At 55.3% G+C, this 19,550-nt stretch carries 14 protein-coding genes; 8 read left to right on the top strand and 6 right to left on the bottom strand.

Annotated features, from left to right (window positions below; translation table 11 throughout):
* Nucleotides 1–58: 58 nt before the first annotated feature.
* Together RMSM_RS22450 and RMSM_RS22445 are read right to left on the bottom strand one after the other, a co-directional pair.
* Nucleotides 59–1,009 (bottom strand): SMC-Scp complex subunit ScpB, encoded by a 951-nt coding sequence (locus tag RMSM_RS22450; protein WP_008701753.1) that lies wholly within the window; start codon nt 1,007–1,009, stop codon nt 59–61.
* Between the two features lie 70 nt (nt 1,010–1,079).
* Nucleotides 1,080–3,305 carry a serine/threonine protein kinase gene (locus RMSM_RS22445; protein ID WP_008701751.1) on the bottom strand — a complete coding sequence of 742 codons (2,226 nt, stop codon included), beginning with the start codon at nt 3,303–3,305 and terminating at the stop codon, nt 1,080–1,082.
* A 90-nt stretch (nt 3,306–3,395) separates the two neighbouring features.
* On the opposite strand from RMSM_RS22445, the gene RMSM_RS22435 reads away from it, so the two are divergent.
* Together RMSM_RS22435 and RMSM_RS22430 are read left to right on the top strand one after the other, a co-directional pair.
* Nucleotides 3,396–4,808: an amidohydrolase family protein gene (locus RMSM_RS22435; RefSeq protein ID WP_008701749.1), complete on the top strand. Its 1,413-nt coding sequence runs from the start codon at nt 3,396–3,398 to the stop codon at nt 4,806–4,808.
* Nucleotides 4,805–5,896 carry an SAM-dependent methyltransferase gene (locus RMSM_RS22430; RefSeq protein WP_040768993.1) on the top strand — a complete coding sequence of 364 codons (1,092 nt, stop codon included), beginning with the start codon at nt 4,805–4,807 and terminating at the stop codon, nt 5,894–5,896. The genes RMSM_RS22435 and RMSM_RS22430 overlap by 4 nt, the downstream gene beginning before the upstream one ends.
* 96 nt (nt 5,897–5,992) lie before the next feature.
* On the opposite strand, the gene RMSM_RS22425 is transcribed toward RMSM_RS22430, so the two are convergent.
* On the bottom strand, nt 5,993–7,681 hold the full coding sequence (locus RMSM_RS22425) for a sigma-70 family RNA polymerase sigma factor (RefSeq protein ID WP_040769007.1): 1,689 nt from the start codon (nt 7,679–7,681) through the stop codon (nt 5,993–5,995).
* Nucleotides 7,682–8,608: 927 nt separating this feature from the next.
* On the opposite strand from RMSM_RS22425, the gene RMSM_RS22420 reads away from it, so the two are divergent.
* The 4 genes from RMSM_RS22420 (at nt 8,609) to RMSM_RS22405 (ending at nt 13,447) form a co-directional block, all read left to right on the top strand.
* Complete coding sequence (locus RMSM_RS22420; protein ID WP_008701744.1) at nt 8,609–10,159, top strand: hypothetical protein; 1,551 nt, start codon at nt 8,609–8,611, stop codon at nt 10,157–10,159.
* A gap of 64 nt (nt 10,160–10,223) precedes the next feature.
* On the top strand, nt 10,224–11,234 hold the full coding sequence (locus RMSM_RS22415; protein ID WP_236622262.1) for a hypothetical protein: 1,011 nt from the start codon (nt 10,224–10,226) through the stop codon (nt 11,232–11,234).
* A gap of 183 nt (nt 11,235–11,417) precedes the next feature.
* On the top strand, nt 11,418–12,608 hold the full coding sequence (gene obgE, locus RMSM_RS22410) for a GTPase ObgE (RefSeq protein ID WP_008701740.1): 1,191 nt from the start codon (nt 11,418–11,420) through the stop codon (nt 12,606–12,608).
* A complete protein-coding gene (locus RMSM_RS22405; RefSeq protein ID WP_008701737.1) occupies nt 12,605–13,447 on the top strand; it encodes a type III pantothenate kinase in 843 nt (280 codons plus the stop codon). The genes obgE and RMSM_RS22405 overlap by 4 nt, the downstream gene beginning before the upstream one ends.
* Before the next feature lie 117 nt (nt 13,448–13,564).
* Here the strand turns inward: RMSM_RS22405 and RMSM_RS22400 are convergent, their stop codons facing one another.
* Both RMSM_RS22400 and RMSM_RS22395 read right to left on the bottom strand, forming a co-directional pair.
* A complete protein-coding gene (locus tag RMSM_RS22400) occupies nt 13,565–15,031 on the bottom strand; it encodes a coiled-coil domain-containing protein (RefSeq protein ID WP_052031754.1) in 1,467 nt (488 codons plus the stop codon).
* 61 nt (nt 15,032–15,092) lie between these two features.
* Entirely contained in the window at nt 15,093–15,509 is a 417-nt protein-coding gene (locus RMSM_RS22395) for a DUF6384 family protein (RefSeq protein ID WP_008701733.1), read from the bottom strand.
* A gap of 344 nt (nt 15,510–15,853) precedes the next feature.
* Between RMSM_RS22395 and RMSM_RS22390 the strand changes: the two genes are divergently transcribed.
* Nucleotides 15,854–17,104 carry a hypothetical protein gene (locus RMSM_RS22390; RefSeq protein ID WP_040769000.1) on the top strand — a complete coding sequence of 417 codons (1,251 nt, stop codon included), beginning with the start codon at nt 15,854–15,856 and terminating at the stop codon, nt 17,102–17,104.
* 194 nt (nt 17,105–17,298) lie between these two features.
* Here the strand turns inward: RMSM_RS22390 and RMSM_RS22385 are convergent, their stop codons facing one another.
* Complete coding sequence (locus RMSM_RS22385) at nt 17,299–18,423, bottom strand: aldose epimerase family protein (protein ID WP_008701726.1); 1,125 nt, start codon at nt 18,421–18,423, stop codon at nt 17,299–17,301.
* Nucleotides 18,424–18,497: 74 nt separating this feature from the next.
* Here RMSM_RS22385 and RMSM_RS22380 point away from each other — a divergent pair.
* Nucleotides 18,498–19,550: tRNA dihydrouridine synthase (locus RMSM_RS22380; RefSeq protein ID WP_052031756.1), on the top strand; the 1,053-nt coding region annotated here is incomplete at its 3' end.

Here is a 19,550-nt window from a genome sequence, read left to right as displayed (position 1 = left end):
TCGTCGATCGTGAGCCTGCAATTCATTGGGAACCCGGGGATGGCGATTGATCGATCGCTTACGTCACGCCACGCAGGCCTTCTTCGACTTGTGGCAGATCGTCGAGTGATTCGAGTTCAAAGAGCGTCAAAAATCGCTCGGTCGGGTAATAGTGCGGAACCGCGCGGCCGCCTTCCTCGGGGACTTTGCGTTCGATGCTGAGCAGTTGACGACGGACGAGTTGGCTTAGTAGCGGGCCACATTCACGGCCGCGCTGGTCTTGAACTTTTTGGGCCGAAATGCCGGGTTGGTAGACGACAAGCGCCAGGACTTCGATCGCAGCTTGGGCGAGTTTGGCCTCGCGGATTTTGCCCAAAAACGATCGCTTCACTTTCTCGACCTCTGGTGAGATCGTCATCCGATAGCCCTGGTCGTCGCGAATGATTCGCAGTGCTTGGTCGGCGTCGCGATACGACTGGTTTAGCTTCTCGATCAATTCGACCACTTCTTCGGGGGTGACCTCGCGCATCAGTGAAGCGAGTCGCTGTTCGGTAATCAGCTTGTTTTCGGGATGACCAATAAATAGGGCCCCTTCGATGATCGCCTCGGGCGTGACTAATTCGTCTTCTTCGGACTCGGCATCGTCATCAAACGCCGCTTCGAGCTCATCGCCTGAGGATGAGTTCGCGGCCTCGTCGTCCTCCTCGCTGGGAGCAAAGGCTTCGGGATCATGTTTGGCAGCGGCTCGAGCATAAGCCGCTCCGAGATCATCGAGTGACAGTTCTTCGGAATCATCACTCCAAGACTCCTCAGCCGACTGCGCGTCGTCGTCATCGGGCAGCTGCGTACGGTTGTCGCTGCTGTTGACCACGTCGCTGCCCGTCACCACGTCGCTGTTTTGCGTGACTTCGCTGTTTTGCGGCACGTCGCTGTCGGAATCGCTATTTCCTTGGTCGTTGTCCGGTGGTTCGGGCTGCATCGGAGCGTTCTCTTCGCTCGGCTGTTCGACATCCTTGTTGGGGTCAACCATCTTGTTTCCTATTGCAAACCTTTTTTGAAGTATTCTTGTTTCAAGCAAATGAACTCATGCTGCGGGAAGATCAAACCGCGATAGTCTCGGTCATTCCGGTTCGATCGCTGGTGTCTTTATCCGGCACGGTTTCCGACGCAACCCGCGATTCGCCGGTGCGTTGCACGAAGATCCATAAGACGATGGTGACAAACAAGATCGTGACGATTGCCAAGGCTCCTTCGGTCAGCAGTACCGAACGCATCTGGCCGACCGGTGCCATGACTTTTGAAAGTCGGTATTGAACCAGCACCAATAGATCAGTGGTCTCTTTGGGGATCTCGCTGCCCGGCGGATATTCAAGACTTTCGGGATCGGGCAATTCCACTCGCTGCATTGCGACGATCCAGTCGCCTGCGTACGGTTTGCCGTCGACACAGTTGGAAACGGGGTCGTGATAATCGACATCGCCGCCTTCCATAATACGGTCGATCAATTTGGCGTCGACTTGGAATTTTTCACCCGCCAGTGTTTCGCCTGCTTCACGCCGCTGGTCCATCAAAGGGTGTTGCAGCACGGTGCCTCGCATCGGTCCCTCGCGTGCTTCGATCAGCACCGCGATCTGATTCGCTCCCTGTTCACTTTGCAGCAATTGGAAATCACCTAGATTGATTGTGGCCACGAACACCGCATCAGGACGAGTGTGGTCGTCGGTGAAATAAATCGGCGTGCTCACCGCGATTTTCCAAAGCCCTGTCGCCGTACTTTGAAACGCAGCAGACAAGTGAGCTCGTTCGAGCGGGGCAATGGTCTCGGGTGGCGTTTCAGGGCTCAGATCGTTACGTCCGCCGTGGAAATAGCCACGAAACGCAAAGTTGCGTCCCGCACTGTTTTGCGATCGCGGGATGGCTTCGTCGTAGACGATCCCGATGATCGTTCCCATTGCATCGGTGATGAACATCGTGGCAAACCGCGGCCGGCGTGACGAGGGAGATGGATCATCGTACCGCTGCAACCGTTCACGCAGCCAACGGTCAATTTCGAGCCGAGGTTCCGCGTCAAGGATCGACTCGCGAGCGGCGATTTTCTCGGCCTGGCTGCTTCGCGAGGATCCAATGATCTCGCGTGCCGTTTTCATCTCGGGGTGGTTGAATGATTCTTGCAGCAGTTGGCGAAGTTCCTGACCACGGGTTTCAGTCCGTGCGGCTTGAAAGTAGCGTTCGATCTCGCTTTCGAGCGTACGCGCGGCAAACTTAGCCGCCAATTGATTGCTGCCAAACGCTTCTTGGCGAAGCGCCTTGATCGTGCTCTGGCTGGCATGCTCGACACTGCGAGCGGCAAAGATTCCCGTTGCTAGCAAAACCAGCAGCGGGCCGACGATACCCAGCAGCATTAGCGGGCGACGCGTGTGCACACGGTCGCGACGATTCAGGTCCTGCAGAATCTGCTGGACATTCTCGTAGCGATCAGCCGGATTCGGAGCGAGACAGCGGTTTACGATCCGGGCTAACATGCGGTCCACACCACGGACTAAAAAGTGGTCGTTGGGAGGATCGCTTTTTTGGATGGCTTCGCGATACCGCTCGAGTCGTTTGGGCAGCGATCCGGCGGTATCGATTTCGCCCACGATAGTTTCGTCACGATACGGCGGTGTGCCCGTCAGCAACCGATACAAAATGGCACCCGCGGCGTACACATCCCACTGTGCGTCGGGGCTGGAGTTCAGATCGGCTTGCTCAGGAGCCATGTAAAACAGCGTTCCCAGCGCCGGAGTCTGGTCATGCGACATCCGGCTTTGCCCAAAATCGGCCAAACGGGGCTCGTTGTCGTCACTAAGCAAAACGTTGGCGGGTTTCAGGTCACAGTGCAGCACCCCTTTGCCGTGGCAATGGTTCAGCCCCACCACGATTTTGCGGAACATGTCGACCGCTTCGGTTACCGGCATTTGGTGGTTATGTTCAAGGAAGTCTTCGAGCGATCCGCCGGTGACCAATTCCATCACATAATAGGGTGGAACCGCATCCCAACCGACCTCCAGCACTTGCACGACGTGGCGATCCGCGGAAAGTTGGACCAGATTTTTGACTTCGCGACTAAGCAGCGACCAATTGACACCCCCGCGGTGCAGATAAAATTTCACTGCCACACTGCGTCCGGTGTTCAAATCGAGTCCGACCCAAACTTGGCCAAACGCACCGGCGCCTAGGAATTGCTGCAGCCGATAGCCAGGCACTTCCGCGGGGGGCGTGGTGGCCTCTAGCGACAGTTTTTGGCTTGCCGATTGGCCGCCTGCCGTCTGGTACTCCGTTCGATCCATGTTCACCCGTGTTTACCAACCAATGACATTCAATGACCCAAGACGATGATGGCTAACTTAGACGACGTTATTGTACCGGAGAATGTTCGTATGACTGCCGCCCAAACGTGGTGCCGCCGCAAGAACATACCAATCACTCGGACGCGAAAAAATTTCTTCATAAACCTGCGTCTTTTCACAAGTTCAAGAGCCCCCGCGTTGCCGCCGATCATTTCAGCGGCGCTTAGCGTGTTTGTCGCCTTGATGTCAATGTCCATTGCCGACGGACAGTCGCCTGAATCGATTGAAAACACCACATCCCCTGCCCCCTCGGCTACTCCCCCTGCCCCCTCGGATGCTCCGCTGGACGGGCGTGAGGGCCGAGAACTTTTATTGCGAAATTTTCGCCCCCGAAGCCAGCTTCGCGTCCCGTCGCATCCTCGCACCCACGCCGCGTTTCCCGTGGTCGATGTGCACACCCACTTCTATTACAAGTTGCGGGGAAATTCGCAGGCGATCGACGACTTTGTCAAACTGATGGATCGCAACCAGATCGCCGTGTGTGTGTCGTTGGACGGCAAGCTGGGTAGCCAGCTCGATGCACACATCAAAGAACTTTGGACCGATTATCGCGATCGCTTTGTGATTTATGCCAACATCGATTGGCAAGGCGACGGGGCTGCCGATGATCCGGCTAGTTGGGATTGCCACCGTCGTGGTTTCGCCGAGCGGACCAGTGAAAAGCTGCGTGACGCGGTGAGCAAAGGCGTCAGTGGTCTGAAACTATTTAAACGATTCGGTCTCGGCTACAAAAATCCGGACGGATCGCTGATCAAAATCGACGATCCTCGCTGGGATCCGATTTGGCAGACGTGCGGCGAGTTAGGGATCCCCGTGATCATTCACACCGCCGATCCCGCCGCCTTTTTTGATCCCATCGACGAAACGAATGAACGCTGGGAAGAACTCAGTCGTCACCCCAATTGGAGCTTTCATGGCGATGAGTTCCCGTCGCGTGATTCGCTGCTCGCCGATCGCAATCGTGTGATCGCACGACATCCAAAAACGCAGTTCATCGGTGCTCATATGGCGAACAACGCCGAAGACTTGGCGTCCGTCGCGGAGTGGTTGGACACCTATCCCAATCTTTGGGTCGAGCCTGCGTCGCGGATCAACGAACTAGGACGTCAACCGTATACGTCACGCGACTTTATGATTCGTTATGCCGATCGGATCCTGTTTGGGACCGATGGCCCATGGCCCGAAGCCAGGCTCCGCTACTATTGGCGGTTCTTTGAGACGCGTGACGAAAACTTTCCGTACAGTGAAAAAGTGCCTCCCCCGCAAGGCATGTGGACGATTGATGGAATTGATCTGCCGGACGACGTGCTCAAGAAAATTTATCATGAAAACGCGGCGAAACTGATTCCTGGCGTCGCAGAACGACTCGCAGCATTTCGGCGTGATCCACCCGCAACCTATCCCCGCCCCCCGGCAACGTCCAAACGAAAAGTATCGCAGTGAATAAGAAAGCCTTAACCGCGTCGACCTCCACAGGCCCTTCGTTTGCAATGATGTGTTGCGCCTACGGTGCCGAAAAAGCGGTCAAAGAATCGATCGTTTCCGAAGGATGGCGACTGGCGTTTTCGCGGCCGGGATTTGTCACCGCCAAGCATGACGAAGCTCGCACGCCGCCCAAAGGGATCTTTATCCGCACGTCGTCGGCTTCGCTGGGCCAAGCACGCGGAACCGATGGAGCGTCGCTGATCCAAACGCTCCGCGGATTGCTGGATGAGCGTTATCCCGCCGAGTTCCGTTTTGACCAATTGCATCTGTGGCCCAAAGATCGTGCCCCGATCGGTCGCTTCGATTTTGAGCCGGAAATCGATGAAGTCTCGCGAGCGATTGCAGAGGAGATCTACGCAAAGATCGGCGCGGATTGGATTCGCTCGGATGCTGCCAATCGTGTCGCCCAGCCCGGCGAAAAGATTCTCGATATCGTGCTGCTTGAACCCTCGCATTGGTTCATCGGCACGCATGAAGCCGAAACGTGGCCAACGCGATGGCCCGGAGGAATCCAGCCCATCGATTTGGCCGAGGAACCGGTTTCGCGTGCCTATTACAAAGCGGCCGAAGCGATCCAGTGGAGTGGGTTTGAGATGCAGCGAGGCGATCTTGCCGTCGAGATCGGGTCGGCTCCCGGTGGCGCCTGCGGCCGGCTACTGGAACTAGGGATGGATGTGATCGGGATCGATCCAGCCGAAATGGACCCGCGAATTGCCGAACATCCGCGTTTTCGCCACATTGTCGCCCGCGCCGATGATCTGCCTCGCCGCGAGTTCCGCGGCGCGAAATGGATGCTGGTCGATTCCAGCGTCACACCGAACCAAACGCTGGCAACCGTTGCCAATATTGTTACTAATCGCAACAGCAATTTTCGAGGTCTATTGATCACGTTAAAGCTAGGGGATTACGACGCTGCCGAGCGAATCGAATCGTGGCGAAGAAAGGTTGAATCGTGGGGGGCGACCGACATTCAAATTCGCCAACTGGCTCGCAATCGCTGCGAAGTCTGTTTTGCAGTGCGGTTGCCGGGACGACGTTCGTCATGATCAAACGAAAACCTCCCGCTGCGATACTTGTTTCGCAGCGGGAGGTTGATTCAACAGTGGGTTTCAATTGAGTGGGGGCTTCAATTGAGCGGGGGCTTACGAGCCGAGCTCGACATCAATCTTCGCTTCGTTCGCGGCTTCACGCAGTTTCATCAGCGCTCGTACTTCGAGTTGGCGAATGCGTTCTTTCGTCACTCCCATCTCGTCACCGACCTCTTTTAGCGTGAGCGGTTCGTTGCCACGTCCGAGGCCAAAGCGAGCTGTAATGATTTTCTGTTCGCGTTCGTCCAAGCGGTCCAAGATTTTCGACAGCTCGCGTTGCCGTGAACGCTGTACGGTTTCTTCGGCATAGGGGTCGAGCCGATCGTCCTGACGCGACAAGAACAATTCTTCGGTCGTCGTGCGGAATCGATCGCGATGCTTGAACTCGCTCGGAATCGTACGAGCAAAGTTTTTCATGATGGCCCATGAAGCGTAGGTGCTAAATTTGTTGCCACGTGAGTAGTCAAATTTTTCCACCGCACGAATCAATGACATATTGCCATCGCTGATCAAGGCGAAAAAGTCATCGCTGCTGGCAACGTGACGCTTGGCGATCGAGACGACCAAACGCAGGTTGCTCTGCACGATCTTGTTCTTCACTTTGACCGCTTCTTCGTACAGCGAATCGATTTGGTCCATGACTGCGGTACGCGATGCACCGGCCGTTTCGAGGCTGTCTCGCAATCGGCTCGCCTTGTGCTTCAAGTAATTCATCTTGCGGAACAAGTGGTATTCTTGTTCGCGATTCAATAGCGGCACGTCGTACAACGCGGCCAAGTAGCTTGGCAATCCGCTGGGCACACGGACTTTGCGTGGCGGCGTGGTGGCTTCGGGAAGCGGCGCCAAAATTTCGGCTTCGCGAGCTTCGAGAATCCGTGCCGGTGCGTCGAAGTCTTCGTTGTACATGTAGTCCAACGGCAACTCCATCACGTGCTGCATCCGCATGTCCAACAAGATCCGCTGGATACTTGAACGCGTACGTTTGAAACGTTTGCACAATTGGGACACCGATGCACCTTGGGTCGCCAATTTGAAAATGGCGCGTTTGTCGTCGTCGGTCAACGTCGCACGATGGTTGGGGAAAATCGCCAGCGACTGGTGATCGGCATCAAAGTTCTTCAGCGTGTAGCGAATTGTTTCCGGGCTGCGATTCATCTGCTCGGACAATTGCCGAGTGACATCGGACAAACTCGCTCCGCCTTCGACCAATTGACGGGCGCGTTCAACCATCTCGCTCTTTTCATCATCGCTGAGCTGGCTGAAACGTTCGCCGCGACGGATTTTTTCGCGGTTATTGGCAATAAAGGCTTCCACGCTGCTGTGCAGAAAACCGACACGTTTTCGTCCACCGAATAGCAGCCGGCGGCTGACCAAACCGGCATCTCGCCAACGGCTGATCGTTTTGGTGGAAACGCTGAACAAACGACTCAGGTCGTCGACGGTGTGGACCGGTTCACTGAACTCGTTCACTGCCACGTCGGCCGAATCACTGAGGTCTTCGATCAGCAAATGTAGATCGTGCTTCAGATCCACCGCCTCGACGTTATGTCGACTTGGCTTTTCGGGACGATAATTCGTGATGCGGAAACAGAGGTAATCAAACGAGTACGGCCGATTCGGCTCGATCTCGCTGCAGAGCTTTTCTGCAAGAGCAGCTTGCTCGACCTTTTTTGCCTTGGGGGCAAATCGAGTCAGCTGATCTCGGAGTTCCTGAATTTTTGCGTCGCGATATTCTTCGTGCATCGCCATTCCCTTCCCAGTGCTATGGTACGTGGTGTCGATTGAATTCCCTGCGACCCCGGCGGATCGCTCGACTTCGTACCGGTGTTGCCCGGGTATCACCCTATCCGTAGGGCAAGATACTGTTTGCTTCGCTGCCGAAAAACGCAGTTGGAAAGAAAGTTTCCAACCCGCACTTCACTTTGCGAAACCACCAACGACTCCTTGCCATTGGCATTCACTCATAGTACGCGAAAAACGCACACTACGTTTCCACTTCTGACCAATTAAATCCGGCGGATGTTCACTTTTTTCTAAGGATTTGGCAATTTCACGCAAAATCCGCTTTGGATGTGCCTTCGCACTCGAAACGACCTACCGGCTAACTGACCAACGGAGATGTATAGGAAATTTGGGGCCAAAGTGAGCTGATTCAGACAAAAATCTTTCGAAAAATTAGCGAAACATGTTCGCCTGCAAGGCTTTAGCGTTCCTCCAGCAGAATACCCGTTCTGGGGATCTGTCCGCCAATAGTCCAGTTCGATTGTAAAATTTTCGAAATGTTTGCAAGTTTAGTCCCGCCGATGGCTATCTCGTCTCATTACGAGACCGCAGGCTTCATAGGATCGACCGCCTAATGCTACAGAGGGGTGTGTCCGTTGTCGACCCTGCTCTGCGGATTGTAGTTATTGCTGCTTGCGGATGGCTGTCATCTTTTCTTCTCGCGGCGTGGCACGATTGAGCGAGTCTTTTCTCAGCCGCATCTTTCTCAGCCGCATTGCGCCGTTTCTGTGGATTGTGCCGGTTTTTTCTTAGCTGTCCCCCTCAGGATGGTCGATCAAACAAAGGCAAGGTGGGCGCTACGCAGCGCGGATTTCGGAACCGCCACTCGCCATGGTAGCAATGGTTTTCGAAGATCGTATTAACTCTGGATACTGAAATAGGTTGGATATGTCACGCCAAATTCTTTCGAACGCCCTGACCCGCGAAAACACCGCAAGTCGGCGAAAGTTCTTAGGAATGGCCTCGGTTTTGATCGCAGGCACCGCGGTTTCAGCCAGTTCGGTCTCGGTCGCAATGGCCCAGGCTGAAGAACCGTCGTCGAGCCAGGTCGAAAAGGAAGTCAGCGAGCCGGTGACGCTTGCGGTCCGTGCCGATTCGCAATTGTTCCGCGTTCGCATGGAGCTGGATGTTGAAGGGAATGTCAACGTTCCCGCCAACTCGTTGGTGTCGCGAAAGAAAGCGATGGTGGTACCGCTCAAAAGCGAAGCGGTTTTTGACTACGAAGAACGTTATCGATTGCCCAGCGACGCAGAGGTCGGTTCCTTTGTCACGGCGACCGAGCGTTTCTATCACGAAGCCGCCAGCATCAATGAGCTGAATGGTCTGAAACGTCATTCGAAATTGCGCTCGGCCGTGGCACATATGATGTTGCGACGGGACACGTTGCCAGAGGTCTTATACTCGACGACGAAATCGCTGACGAACGACGAACTCGGTTTGTTGCGTGTTCCGGTTTCAAGCGTCGCTGTGGACGGGATGCTGCCAAACGATGCGGTCGTCGTGGGCGACCAATACGTGATCGATTCCGAATTGATGCGTTATCTGTTGAACCTGACGTCGGTCGAACAGAGCGAAGTCAAGGCTGAAGTGGTCTCTGTCACCTCGGCCGATGCCCGCATTCAAATTCGCGGCAACGTCGACGGCAGCGTCGAAGGCGTCCCGACGAAAATTCGTGTGGTGGGCAAGATGACGTTCGACCGCAAAGCGGGCGTCACCACTTGGTTTGCGATGGCGGTGCACGAGACCCGCGAAATCGGCATTGCGGTTCCTGGATTTGACGTAGCGGCGACGATCAAGATGGTTCGGCAACCGCTTACAAAACCGATCAAGATGCCTGTCAGGCCGCCGGCGATGGACGTCACCGCGGCGGTGGATCCCACTCATTTATTGGTGGAATTGCAGAGCGACCAAGTGGGGATTTCCACTCGGATGGATCGACGTTGGCGGATGATGACCGATTCTCGCGGAGTGGCGATGATGCGAATGATCGAGAACGATCGCAGCATCGCACAGTGCGATTTTCGTCGCCTTTCAAAACTCGAGGAAGGCAAACAGTGGACGATCGAAGCGTTGCAGGAAGACGTCAAAAAGACGTTGGGTGAGCAGTTAGTGCAGCTGGAACTTGCCAATGAAACGGTCAATGACGAGGGGCTTGGCGTGTTGACGGTGATCGCTCGTGGCGCGGTTCAAGAGGTGCCCATCCGCTGGATTATTCAGCATTTTTCCGACGATTCGGGCCGTCGTGTGCTCGCGACGTTTACGATGGAAGGGGATTCCGTCGACGATTTTGCCGGCTCGCATGTACAATTGAGCGAGACACTGCGGTTCCGTGATCCCAGTGTCGCCGCGGAAGAGCATGTTGAAATCGCAACCCGCTCGAAGATCCAAACCGATCGCGATGACGACTCGCCGGTTTCCTCGGCAAGCGACGTGCGGTAATCGTCGTCCAAATTGCCAGATTTGAAATCTCATAGCCGTAATAATTCCTCACCACACCGATGGTATGAATATGTTTTCTCGTCGAGCCATTTTATCCTCCGGGCTTTGTCTCGCCTTTTTTAGCAATACGTTCGCACAAGAGGCGACCAACGAAGCGGGGGATGCTGTGAAAGATCCCTCTTCGACCGAGCAGACCAAGTTCGCTCCGGGCGTGGTGACTGTGATCCCGCCCGCGCCGGATCCTGTGGAAACGTTTGACGGACCGTTGACGCTACAGACCTTGCTGGACGGGCATCCCGAGATCCTGTGGGGTGGCGATTCGCACCCCGAAGGGACACCCCACTTTGATCCACGCAGCCGAATGTTGGCCGAAATGGCTCAGCAGGTGTTCTTGCGACGTGAGATTTATTGTTTCGAATTCGCCTTCAAACCCCTTCGCCAAATCCTGATCGATGTGCCGCGTGCCGATGGGCGACTGCAACGAAAATTGGTCTGGTATATGGTCTTTCGCGTCCGCTATCTCGGTGGCGATTTGCGTCCTGCCGCAGACGAAATTGGCGGCAAGGATGTTTACGAGCGGATTGAATCGGTCAGCTACGAATCACGCCGCGTCTTTCCCATGTTGGTGTTGAACAACCGGATTACCGGAAAGCGTTATCTCGATCGAATTTTGCCAACCGCGAAAGAGAAGATTGCGATTCGCGAACAAATCACCGCTCCGCTGTACAACACGGTCGAAATTTCACGCGTCGATGTACCGCGAACCAGCGATCCCGCAGCACCGGGCGTATGGGGCGTGGCGACGTGGGAGGATGTTGATCCGAAGCTGGACTTCTTTTCCGTCGACGTTTTCGGTTTGACCAACGCGTTCCAGCAGGATGGCGAAGGTTCGGATGCGCCGTATCGCAAGAAGGCACTACAGTTGAACTTCTATCGCCCTGGCGACGCCATCGCTCAGAACCTCGACACCATTCGGTTTGGCGTTCCTGCTTACGAGAAAGCGAAGGAACAGAAGTACGTGTTAGAGCACTACGGGCTGGACGAGCGACTCGACTATCGCTGGATTTTCAGATAGGATGCGTTTTAGCTGCATGATCGACTAAAAGCGTGTTTCACCCCCTGCGAAAGTCCGTCGACTTTCTCGGCAGAATCCCGAAGCACGCTTGGCTTTCGAACGCGGCGCGTTGCCACCATCCAACCGCGGCTGGCCCTCATTTTACTAGGGTCAGCCGTTTTCTGTTCTGTAAGAATCCCCAACATGTTCGTTGATCGCGTTCGAATCGAGCTTCACGCCGGCAAAGGTGGTGATGGCTGTATGAGTTTCCGCCGAGAGAAATTCGTTCCACGCGGTGGCCCTGACGGAGGCGACGGGGGGGACGGCGCCAGTTTGATTCTGGAAGCCCGCGACGGTGTGAACTCGCTGGCGGCGTTTGCAAACCGGCGGATGTATCGAGCCACCAAAGGGCAACCGGGACAAGGCTCGATGCGAAACGGCCGTCGAGGCCAAGATCAAACATTGTTTGTTCCTCCGGGAACGACCGTGATCGATGCCGAAAACGGATTTGTCATCAAGGACTTGGCCGAGCCGGGCGAAAGTTTCGTCGTCGCTCGAGGCGGCAAAGGGGGACGCGGCAATGCGTCCTTCAAATCGAGCACCAACCGCGCTCCGTACGAAAAAACGATGGGCGAATTGGGCGAGTCTCGTGATGTGATTCTCGAACTCAAATCGATCGCCGACGTCGGACTGGTCGGGATGCCAAATGCCGGCAAAAGCACGCTGCTGAGCCGTATCACAAGCGCCCGTCCCGAGATCGCCGATTACCCGTTCACCACCAAACACCCCAATCTTGGCATCGTCGAGATCGGAATTGAACGATCGTTTGTGTTGGCCGATATTCCAGGATTGATCGAAGGGGCGAGCGAAGGCATCGGACTCGGTCACGAATTTCTGCGTCACGTTGAACGAGCGGGGTTGTTAGTCCATCTTGTTGAACCCTCGCCCACCGATGGCACCGAACCGCTGCACAACTATCAAGCGATCCGCGCCGAGTTGGCTCAGTACGATGCGTCGCTCGGGGAGCGTGAAGAGATCGTGGTGGTCAGCAAATCGGAAATGGAAGGTGCCGAAGAATTACGCCAAACGCTTGCCGAAGTGACTGGCAAACATGTCCACATGATTAGTGCACTCAACGGCGAGGGGCTTGAGGAGCTGAAAAACGAGATCATGGCTCGAGTGCAAAAACGACGCGAAGCCGCTTTGGCTGCCAAGTCGAAGAAGACCGATCGTGTTAGCGAATCGACGGCGGACCAGCCTGAAAAGCCTCGCCGACGCTTGCCACCTCACCTGGCAGGACCGACGGCATTGATGTCCGACGATAACCAAGCGACCGACTTTGACCTCGAGGCATCGCAGGAAAAAGCCAAGTCAGAGTCGGAGGATGCGACGTGAAGCGGCCGGCCGGCGTGATCGCGGTCGATGTGGGTAACACGGCAGTGAAATTATCGCTCTGCAGCAATGATTTGGCTGTGGAAACAGAGGCTGCGGACGCAGCAAACCCTGATTGGATTCACCGCTCCTTTGCACTGGATCGATCGCAATGGTGCGAATCGATTGTCGATTGGGTACGCGAACAGACTCGCAGTGAAGCGGTGAGTGAAGCATGGCAGTGGCGAATCGCTAGCGTCAATCAGCGTGCTTCGGATCCGCTGTGCAAACAAATCGAGCGGTCGTTTCCCGAGTCCACGCGACGTCTGATCTCGTACCGTGATGTGCCGATGCCGATTGACGTCGAATCACCGGCCCAATTGGGAATCGATCGATTACTCAGCGCCTTTGCGGCACACAATCGCTACACCGCTCCGTTGATCGTGATCGACGCGGGAAGTGCCGTGACCGTCGATCTGGTCAACGCCGCGGGCGCGTTTGCCGGCGGAGCAATCTTGCCCGGATTAACCCTGCAGACCAACGCATTGACGATGGGGACTGCGGCACTGCCAATGATCGATTGGCAGAATTCGGACGTCGTCTCGATTCCAGGACGCAATACCGTCGGCGCGATCCGGCTCGGGGTGTTGACGAGTGTCACCGCGTCGATCGACCGCTTGATCGCCTATTATTCCCAGCGTCTCGATTCCCAGCGTCTCCATTCCCAGCGTTCCAGTGAAACGACGCAGCCGCCCGTCGTGATCCTCTGTGGTGGCGATGCTGCGGTGATCTCGCCTCATATTCAAAGCAAGCACGTCACCCATACGCACTTGGTTTGCCAAGGACTGCTGGATCTCACTTAGCAATGTCGCCCGACGTCTCGGGACGTCGGTAAAGAAAGTGGGATCGGTTTCCAGTCTGTCATGCATCATCGACAGGTTAGAAGCCGATCCCACATGGTGCCCCCAATCGACTTTTAGCTAACGCCGACGTCGATGGTCACCGCTGGAGTCATCGCTGTCCCACATCACTCGGTTTCGCCCGCGACGTTGGCCGGCGCGTCGTGCATGGGCCTGCATCGCACCGCCAGCCGCATGAGCCATCGCGTTGATTAATACTTGCGACATCGGATGTGTTGCCGCTTGGGTGATCTTTTCGGCTGCGGTCGGCCCCCAGCGTTGAGCCGACCGGATGCGTTCCCACAAACCGTTCACATCACTCACGTCGCGGGCCCGGTACAAATCGTCCAATACATCGAGTGTGCCGACGAACTGCGATCGAGACGAATCGAATTGTAACGCGCGAAACCGCTGGATGACTTGCCCCAACGCATCCATCATCGCTTGCATGTGAACCAAGCTATCTCGCCGTGTTTCGACCGTTTTTTCTAACTCATCGATCTCCAATTCGACGCCCGCTAATCGGGCAACGATTTGGTCGTCGGTTAGTTCAGGAGTTTCTTTGGCTCGCTCTCGCAGTTCTCGGCTGTCGGTCTTTTCTAGCATGCCGCGGAAAATAGAAATGGCTTCGCGATAGTACGGCCCTCGGCTGTCATCAAGCTCCGTCAATTCACGTTCGATTGCATGCGTGCTCTCGGTCACTTCGTTGAGAACCTGTAATTTCGATTCTCGCTTTGCTTCGAGATGTTGTCGTTCTGAAAATTTGGCCTGTAACCCAAGCTTCCTGGCAACTTCGTCGCGATGACGTTCGAGTTCATTCATTACGGTGTCAAACGCTTGGCGGTCCGCGGCAATGATCTCACGCATTTTCTCGGGCGTCTGTTTCAGAAACTCGTAGCTCTTTCTCGCTTGTTGGTAGTTGATGAACTTGGCTAACCATCGATCCGCACGTCGAGTGAACCCACGCTTGGTATATTGCTCGGTACCGAAACGCTCGTCGTACAGATAGCGGAACAGTGCACTGCTGTCATAAGCGGGCAATTTGCGAGCAGCGTCCTGATCGATCTCTTGCAAATTGGCTTCCGCGCGTTCGAGCGCTGCTTCGGCCACGGCCGCACGATCCGAAAGCCGGACAAATTCGTCCGACTCTCGCAGCCGTTGTTCGACTTGATCGGCAATTTCTTGCTCGGCTTCTCTCGCCGCATCCAATTCGACATTGATTGTCATCAACTCGGCTTCACGTTGCTCGCGGTTTTGATTGGCGTGGGCCAGCGAATCACGCACACGGCGGCGATGATCTTCTTTTCGCATCAACACATCAGCGACACTCGAACGAACCTCGCTCCATGTTTCGCGGATCGCGTCGAGACTCAGTTCAGGCAAATAGTGCTCGGCCAATTCGACCAATGCATCGCCACGATGATCTTCGAGGTTTTCGCGTTCCCCTTTGGACGAAGAAATTCGCTGCCGTTCTTGTTCAAGCCGCGTTTGCGCATTGGCATACGCTTCAATCAATTGGCGATGAACCACGGGACCGGAAATGGGCATTGCAGGGAAACCTTGTAGCGAAGCAGATCCAACCGACACAAACGCGAAAATATTGACAATCTCAAGCGAACAAATACCACAGCAAACCGCTGGCGGCGGCAAGCGTGCCCGCACCGTACAGAATGCGATCTCGCCACACCCAACAATGGGCAATAAAACTTTTCAGTCCCGGCTCAGGGTCTTCATACGTGTGCAGCGTCGACATGTATTGATCGATTGCTGCATCGATTTCGGCTTCGGTGACGTTGTCGCCCGACAGCTGAGCGGCACGCATTAATTTTTTGCGAAGGTTTGTCCGTACGTCATCGTGACGGAACATCTCTTCGGCGGTTTCACGCTGGTCCCGCATCTCGCGAGCGACGTCCATCACACGCAATGTTTCTTCGAGCGTCAGGTTTTGGCCAGGCAATTCGATCGCAGACATTGAATGCGGACGTGTTCGTCGCGGAGCCTGTTGCTGTGCGTTGGCGTTGGGCATTACACGTGGGGTCTGACAAACGGGGAAACGGGGGGAAATGCAAAAGCGGACGTGGCATGTCGCTTTGTTATTCTATGCAATCGTTCCTTTTTTCCGAGTGTGTTGGATGCAAGTAGTCGGCAAAAACACTTAGTTTCCGCAGAAATGCGGTAGCACGATGCGATTGCGGAACTGCGACCGGAATCGTTTTAGGCAAGAAAAACAGGCGGCCGGGGCGCGCGGTTCGAAGCCGCTCTGGCACCCCCTTGTATGATTGCCATGCGGGCTTGTTGCCCCTAATCTAATGAGTGCAATCACTGATCACACCGGCAACTCATTGCCAATCAATCGTGGAGAATTACGGCATGTCCGATCAAGCGCAAGCGTCCGCACCCGAACCCCAAAAGAGTGAGACTCGCTCGGCCGCCGAAGTCGCGAGGGAGCGTGATTCGAAATCGATGCGCGAGTACCTCGATCGTGCGCTCGGTGTGCTGCAGAAATTTGGCGGCGCTAGTGCAAACGAAGCACCGCAAGAACTGATTTCGCTGCTCGAAGATGTTCGCCACTTGGACGAAGGCAAAGTGATTGCAATCGCCGAGGTGATCAAACACATGAGTGCGTTTAACTCGCTGGTACGCGAAAATGTCGAAAGCATTCAAATCGGCAATCGTTACATGGAAATCACTCAAATGTTCGACTCGGTTCGCGAGGACAGCAAGCGGCTGATCGGACAACTTGACGACGGCAAAATCAGCGGCACCGAAAAAGTTTCCAACTGGTGGATGAAGCTCCGCCGTGGCACACCAAGTGATCGCTTTGAAAAAATCGTCGAGATCTATGGCGACGTGGCCAAGGACACCAAGGAAGCTCTGAAGACCGAAGAGCTGATCATGGACGCCTATATCGATTTCCGTTTCGCACTGAAGGAAGCCGAAATCCTGGCTCGTGAATTGTTGGATATGCAGGTTCCGATTCTCGAGGCGGCAAAGGCCGATTTGGCGACGACCCAAGAGACATTGGACAACTACGCCGGTGACGACGAAGGGGGCAAGAGCAAAGCCGAACTCGCTCGCGATGAAGCGCGTCACCGTTTTGAAAAAGAGGACGAAACCTACCAACTGCTCAAAGACATCGCCGAAAATTTGGAGATCGGCTACGACGTCGGTGAAACGTTGATCACCAAGCTAAAACAAACGCACGATGTGAAGGAACGCGTTTATCGCCGCTCGGTCACGTTCTTTACCACCAACGAACATGTCTTCACCATCCTGGGCACGGTCTACACCAGCCAACACGGATTGCACGAAGTCACGCAGGCAACCGAGGCGATGAAGGCCGGAGTCAACAAGGGACTCGAGGACGTTGCCACACTCGGCCGCGAACTCGAACGGGCTGCATTGAAGGCCGGTTACGGCAGCACAATCGATCCAGAATCAGTCCAGAAATTGGTGGACTCGATCAGCGGATTTCAAGTCGAATCGTTAGAGATGATTGCCGAGCTGCGACGCGAAAGCGAAGAGAGCACCAAGGCGATTCGCAAGAGTGTCGAAGAGGGCAAGAAAAAGTATCAGGAAACACTCGCTCGCCACGCCCGCGGTGAATTGGGCAAACGCTAATCGCCCAATCTCCCGTAGCGAAAGTCGCCAAGACTTCCGGCATCTTGCGGTGACGAACTTTCCATCACGTTCGCATCATGCCGGATCGGCGTCGCTATCGCGACTTGATCCGGCCTACTCAATGCCCGCCGAAACTCTTGGCGAGTTTCGCTACGGGAATCAATGGGGATCAGCTGTGAAGAATACTTCAGCCGCTAATCCTGGGTGCTGAATCGGTGCACGGTCACTTCGTTTAGCGTTTGCCCTGGCCGCAGCAGCGTGCTGGGGAACGATGGATGATTGGGGGCATCCGGGTAATGCTGAGTCTCTAGACAAAATGCATCGTGGCCGCCCGCGCCGGCGGAATGTTCGTTGCCGGGCAGATGATTGGCGCTATACAGCTGCATGCCCGGCTGAGTGGTTTCGATTTCCAGCACTCGTCCCGATTTTGGATCGACCACTTTCGCCGCTTTTCGTAGCGTTCCGGCTTCGCCACGAACGACGTAGCAATGGTCATAGCCTTTGGTTGCAGGAAGTTTTTCGACGCGGTCGCCAATCGCGGTAGGCTTGCGGAAATCGAGCACACTGCCGTCCAGGCTGTTAATTTTTCCAGTCGGGATCAAATCGTCGTCGACGTCCAACGCCTCATCCGCTTCGATCGTGACGATGTGGTCCAGTGCCGTCCCGCTGCCGGTGCCGCCAAGATTCCAGTAGCTGTGGTTGGTCAAATTGACGTGGGTGGGGGCGTCAGTGGTCGCGGAAAACGCGATTCGCAATTCGTTTTGGTCGTTCCAGCTGTAATCGACGGTGGCGTTGACGGTGCCGGGAAAGCCTTCTTGCCCATCGGGGCTGGTCAAGTGAAAGCGGACGCCCACGGCATCACCGTTCTGGTAGCTTTCGCCCTGCCAAAATTGGTAGGTAAAGTTCTTGTTGCCACCGTGGAGGGTGTGTTTTCCATGGTTCAGGGTGACTTGGTAATCTTGGCCATCGATCGTAAACTTTCCATTTCCGATGCGGTTGCAGAAACGGCCGACGGTGCTGCCAAAATAGGGATGTCCCGACAAATAGGGCTCGAGCTCTGAAAAGGCCCAGTTCACGTTTCCGACGTTGCCCTTCGAATCCGGCACATTGACGTCCAACAACGTGGCTCCCCAATTCATTACCGAAACTGAATTGCCATGCGAATTGGTCAACGTAAAACGAGTGACTTCGTCGCCGGCAGGCGTTGTTCCGAATCGGCTTGTTTCAATTTTCATGGTCGGCGGAGCTTTGGCTATCGTGAAGGAGGGAACAAGAATGGCCAGCAAGAAGGCACTGATTTTGATGTCTGAATTTAACATGACGCCTCTTTTTTGAGTATGTGCCACCACCGATTCGGTCATGCACGGGGCAAAGTCCAGCAATCACCAATATTATGACTACCACATTTCAAACACGACCGCTCACGATTGGTAACGTCTCGATTGGATTTCCGGTCGTTCAAGCCGCGTTGTCGGGATACAGCGATTTACCGATGCGGGTGATCGCTCGTCGGCACGGGGCCAGCTATACCGTTTGCGAGGTGATGCTGGATCAATTTTTGGTCGCGCTGAGCAAACGCCAAAAAACGAAACACTTTCTCGAAATTGATCCTGATGAACCGCCGGTCGGTGGCCAGTTGATGGGAGCCGAGCCAGAGCAATTCTCTGCTGGCGCGATGAAATTGGTCGAAGCTGGGTTTGATATCATCGATGTCAACTTCGGCTGTCCCGTCAAAAAGGTGCTCGGGCGTTGCCGTGGCGGTTTCCATTTGTCGCAGCCTGCGGTGGCGATCGAGATTCTGCGGCGAACTCGTGATATCGTTCCCGATCACATTCCCGTCACCGTGAAAATGCGACGCGGAATGGACGATACCGCTGAATCGCGTGACGCATTTTTTGAGATTCTCGATGGTGCGATGGATGCTGGACTTGCCGCGGCGACGGTTCACGGACGCACGGTCAAACAGCGGTACATCGGCCCGAGTCGCTGGGAATTCCTGACCGACGTGAAACAGCATGTTGGCGACCGCTTGAGAATCCTCGGTAGCGGCGATTTGTTTTCCGCGGCCGATTGTTTGCGAATGCTCGAGCAGACCGGAATCGATGGGGTCACCGTCGCGCGAGGTGCGATCGGCAATCCATGGATCTTTTCTCAGGCTCGGGCACTCGCTAGCGGTGACCCATTGCCTCCGCCACCGACGCTGCACGAACAAGCACGCGTGATTCAAGAGCATGTCGATCTTTGCGAGCGAACGTATACGCCCGAGCGAGCGTTAATTTTGATGCGAAAGCACTGTATCAAATACTCGCAAAGCCATCCCAATCACGAAGCGGTGCGTCAAGATTTAGCCCGTGTGCGAGAGCGGGCTGCGTTCGACGCCGCGCTCGAGCGTCATTACGGCACCGATGGCCCCGGTCGCTATGTTCCCGACGATTATCATCGCAAG

Source organism: Rhodopirellula maiorica SM1 (assembly GCF_000346295.1).
Taxonomy (GTDB): Bacteria; Planctomycetota; Planctomycetia; order Pirellulales; family Pirellulaceae; genus Novipirellula; species Novipirellula maiorica.
This window is presented reverse-complemented; position numbering and strand designations above follow the sequence as displayed.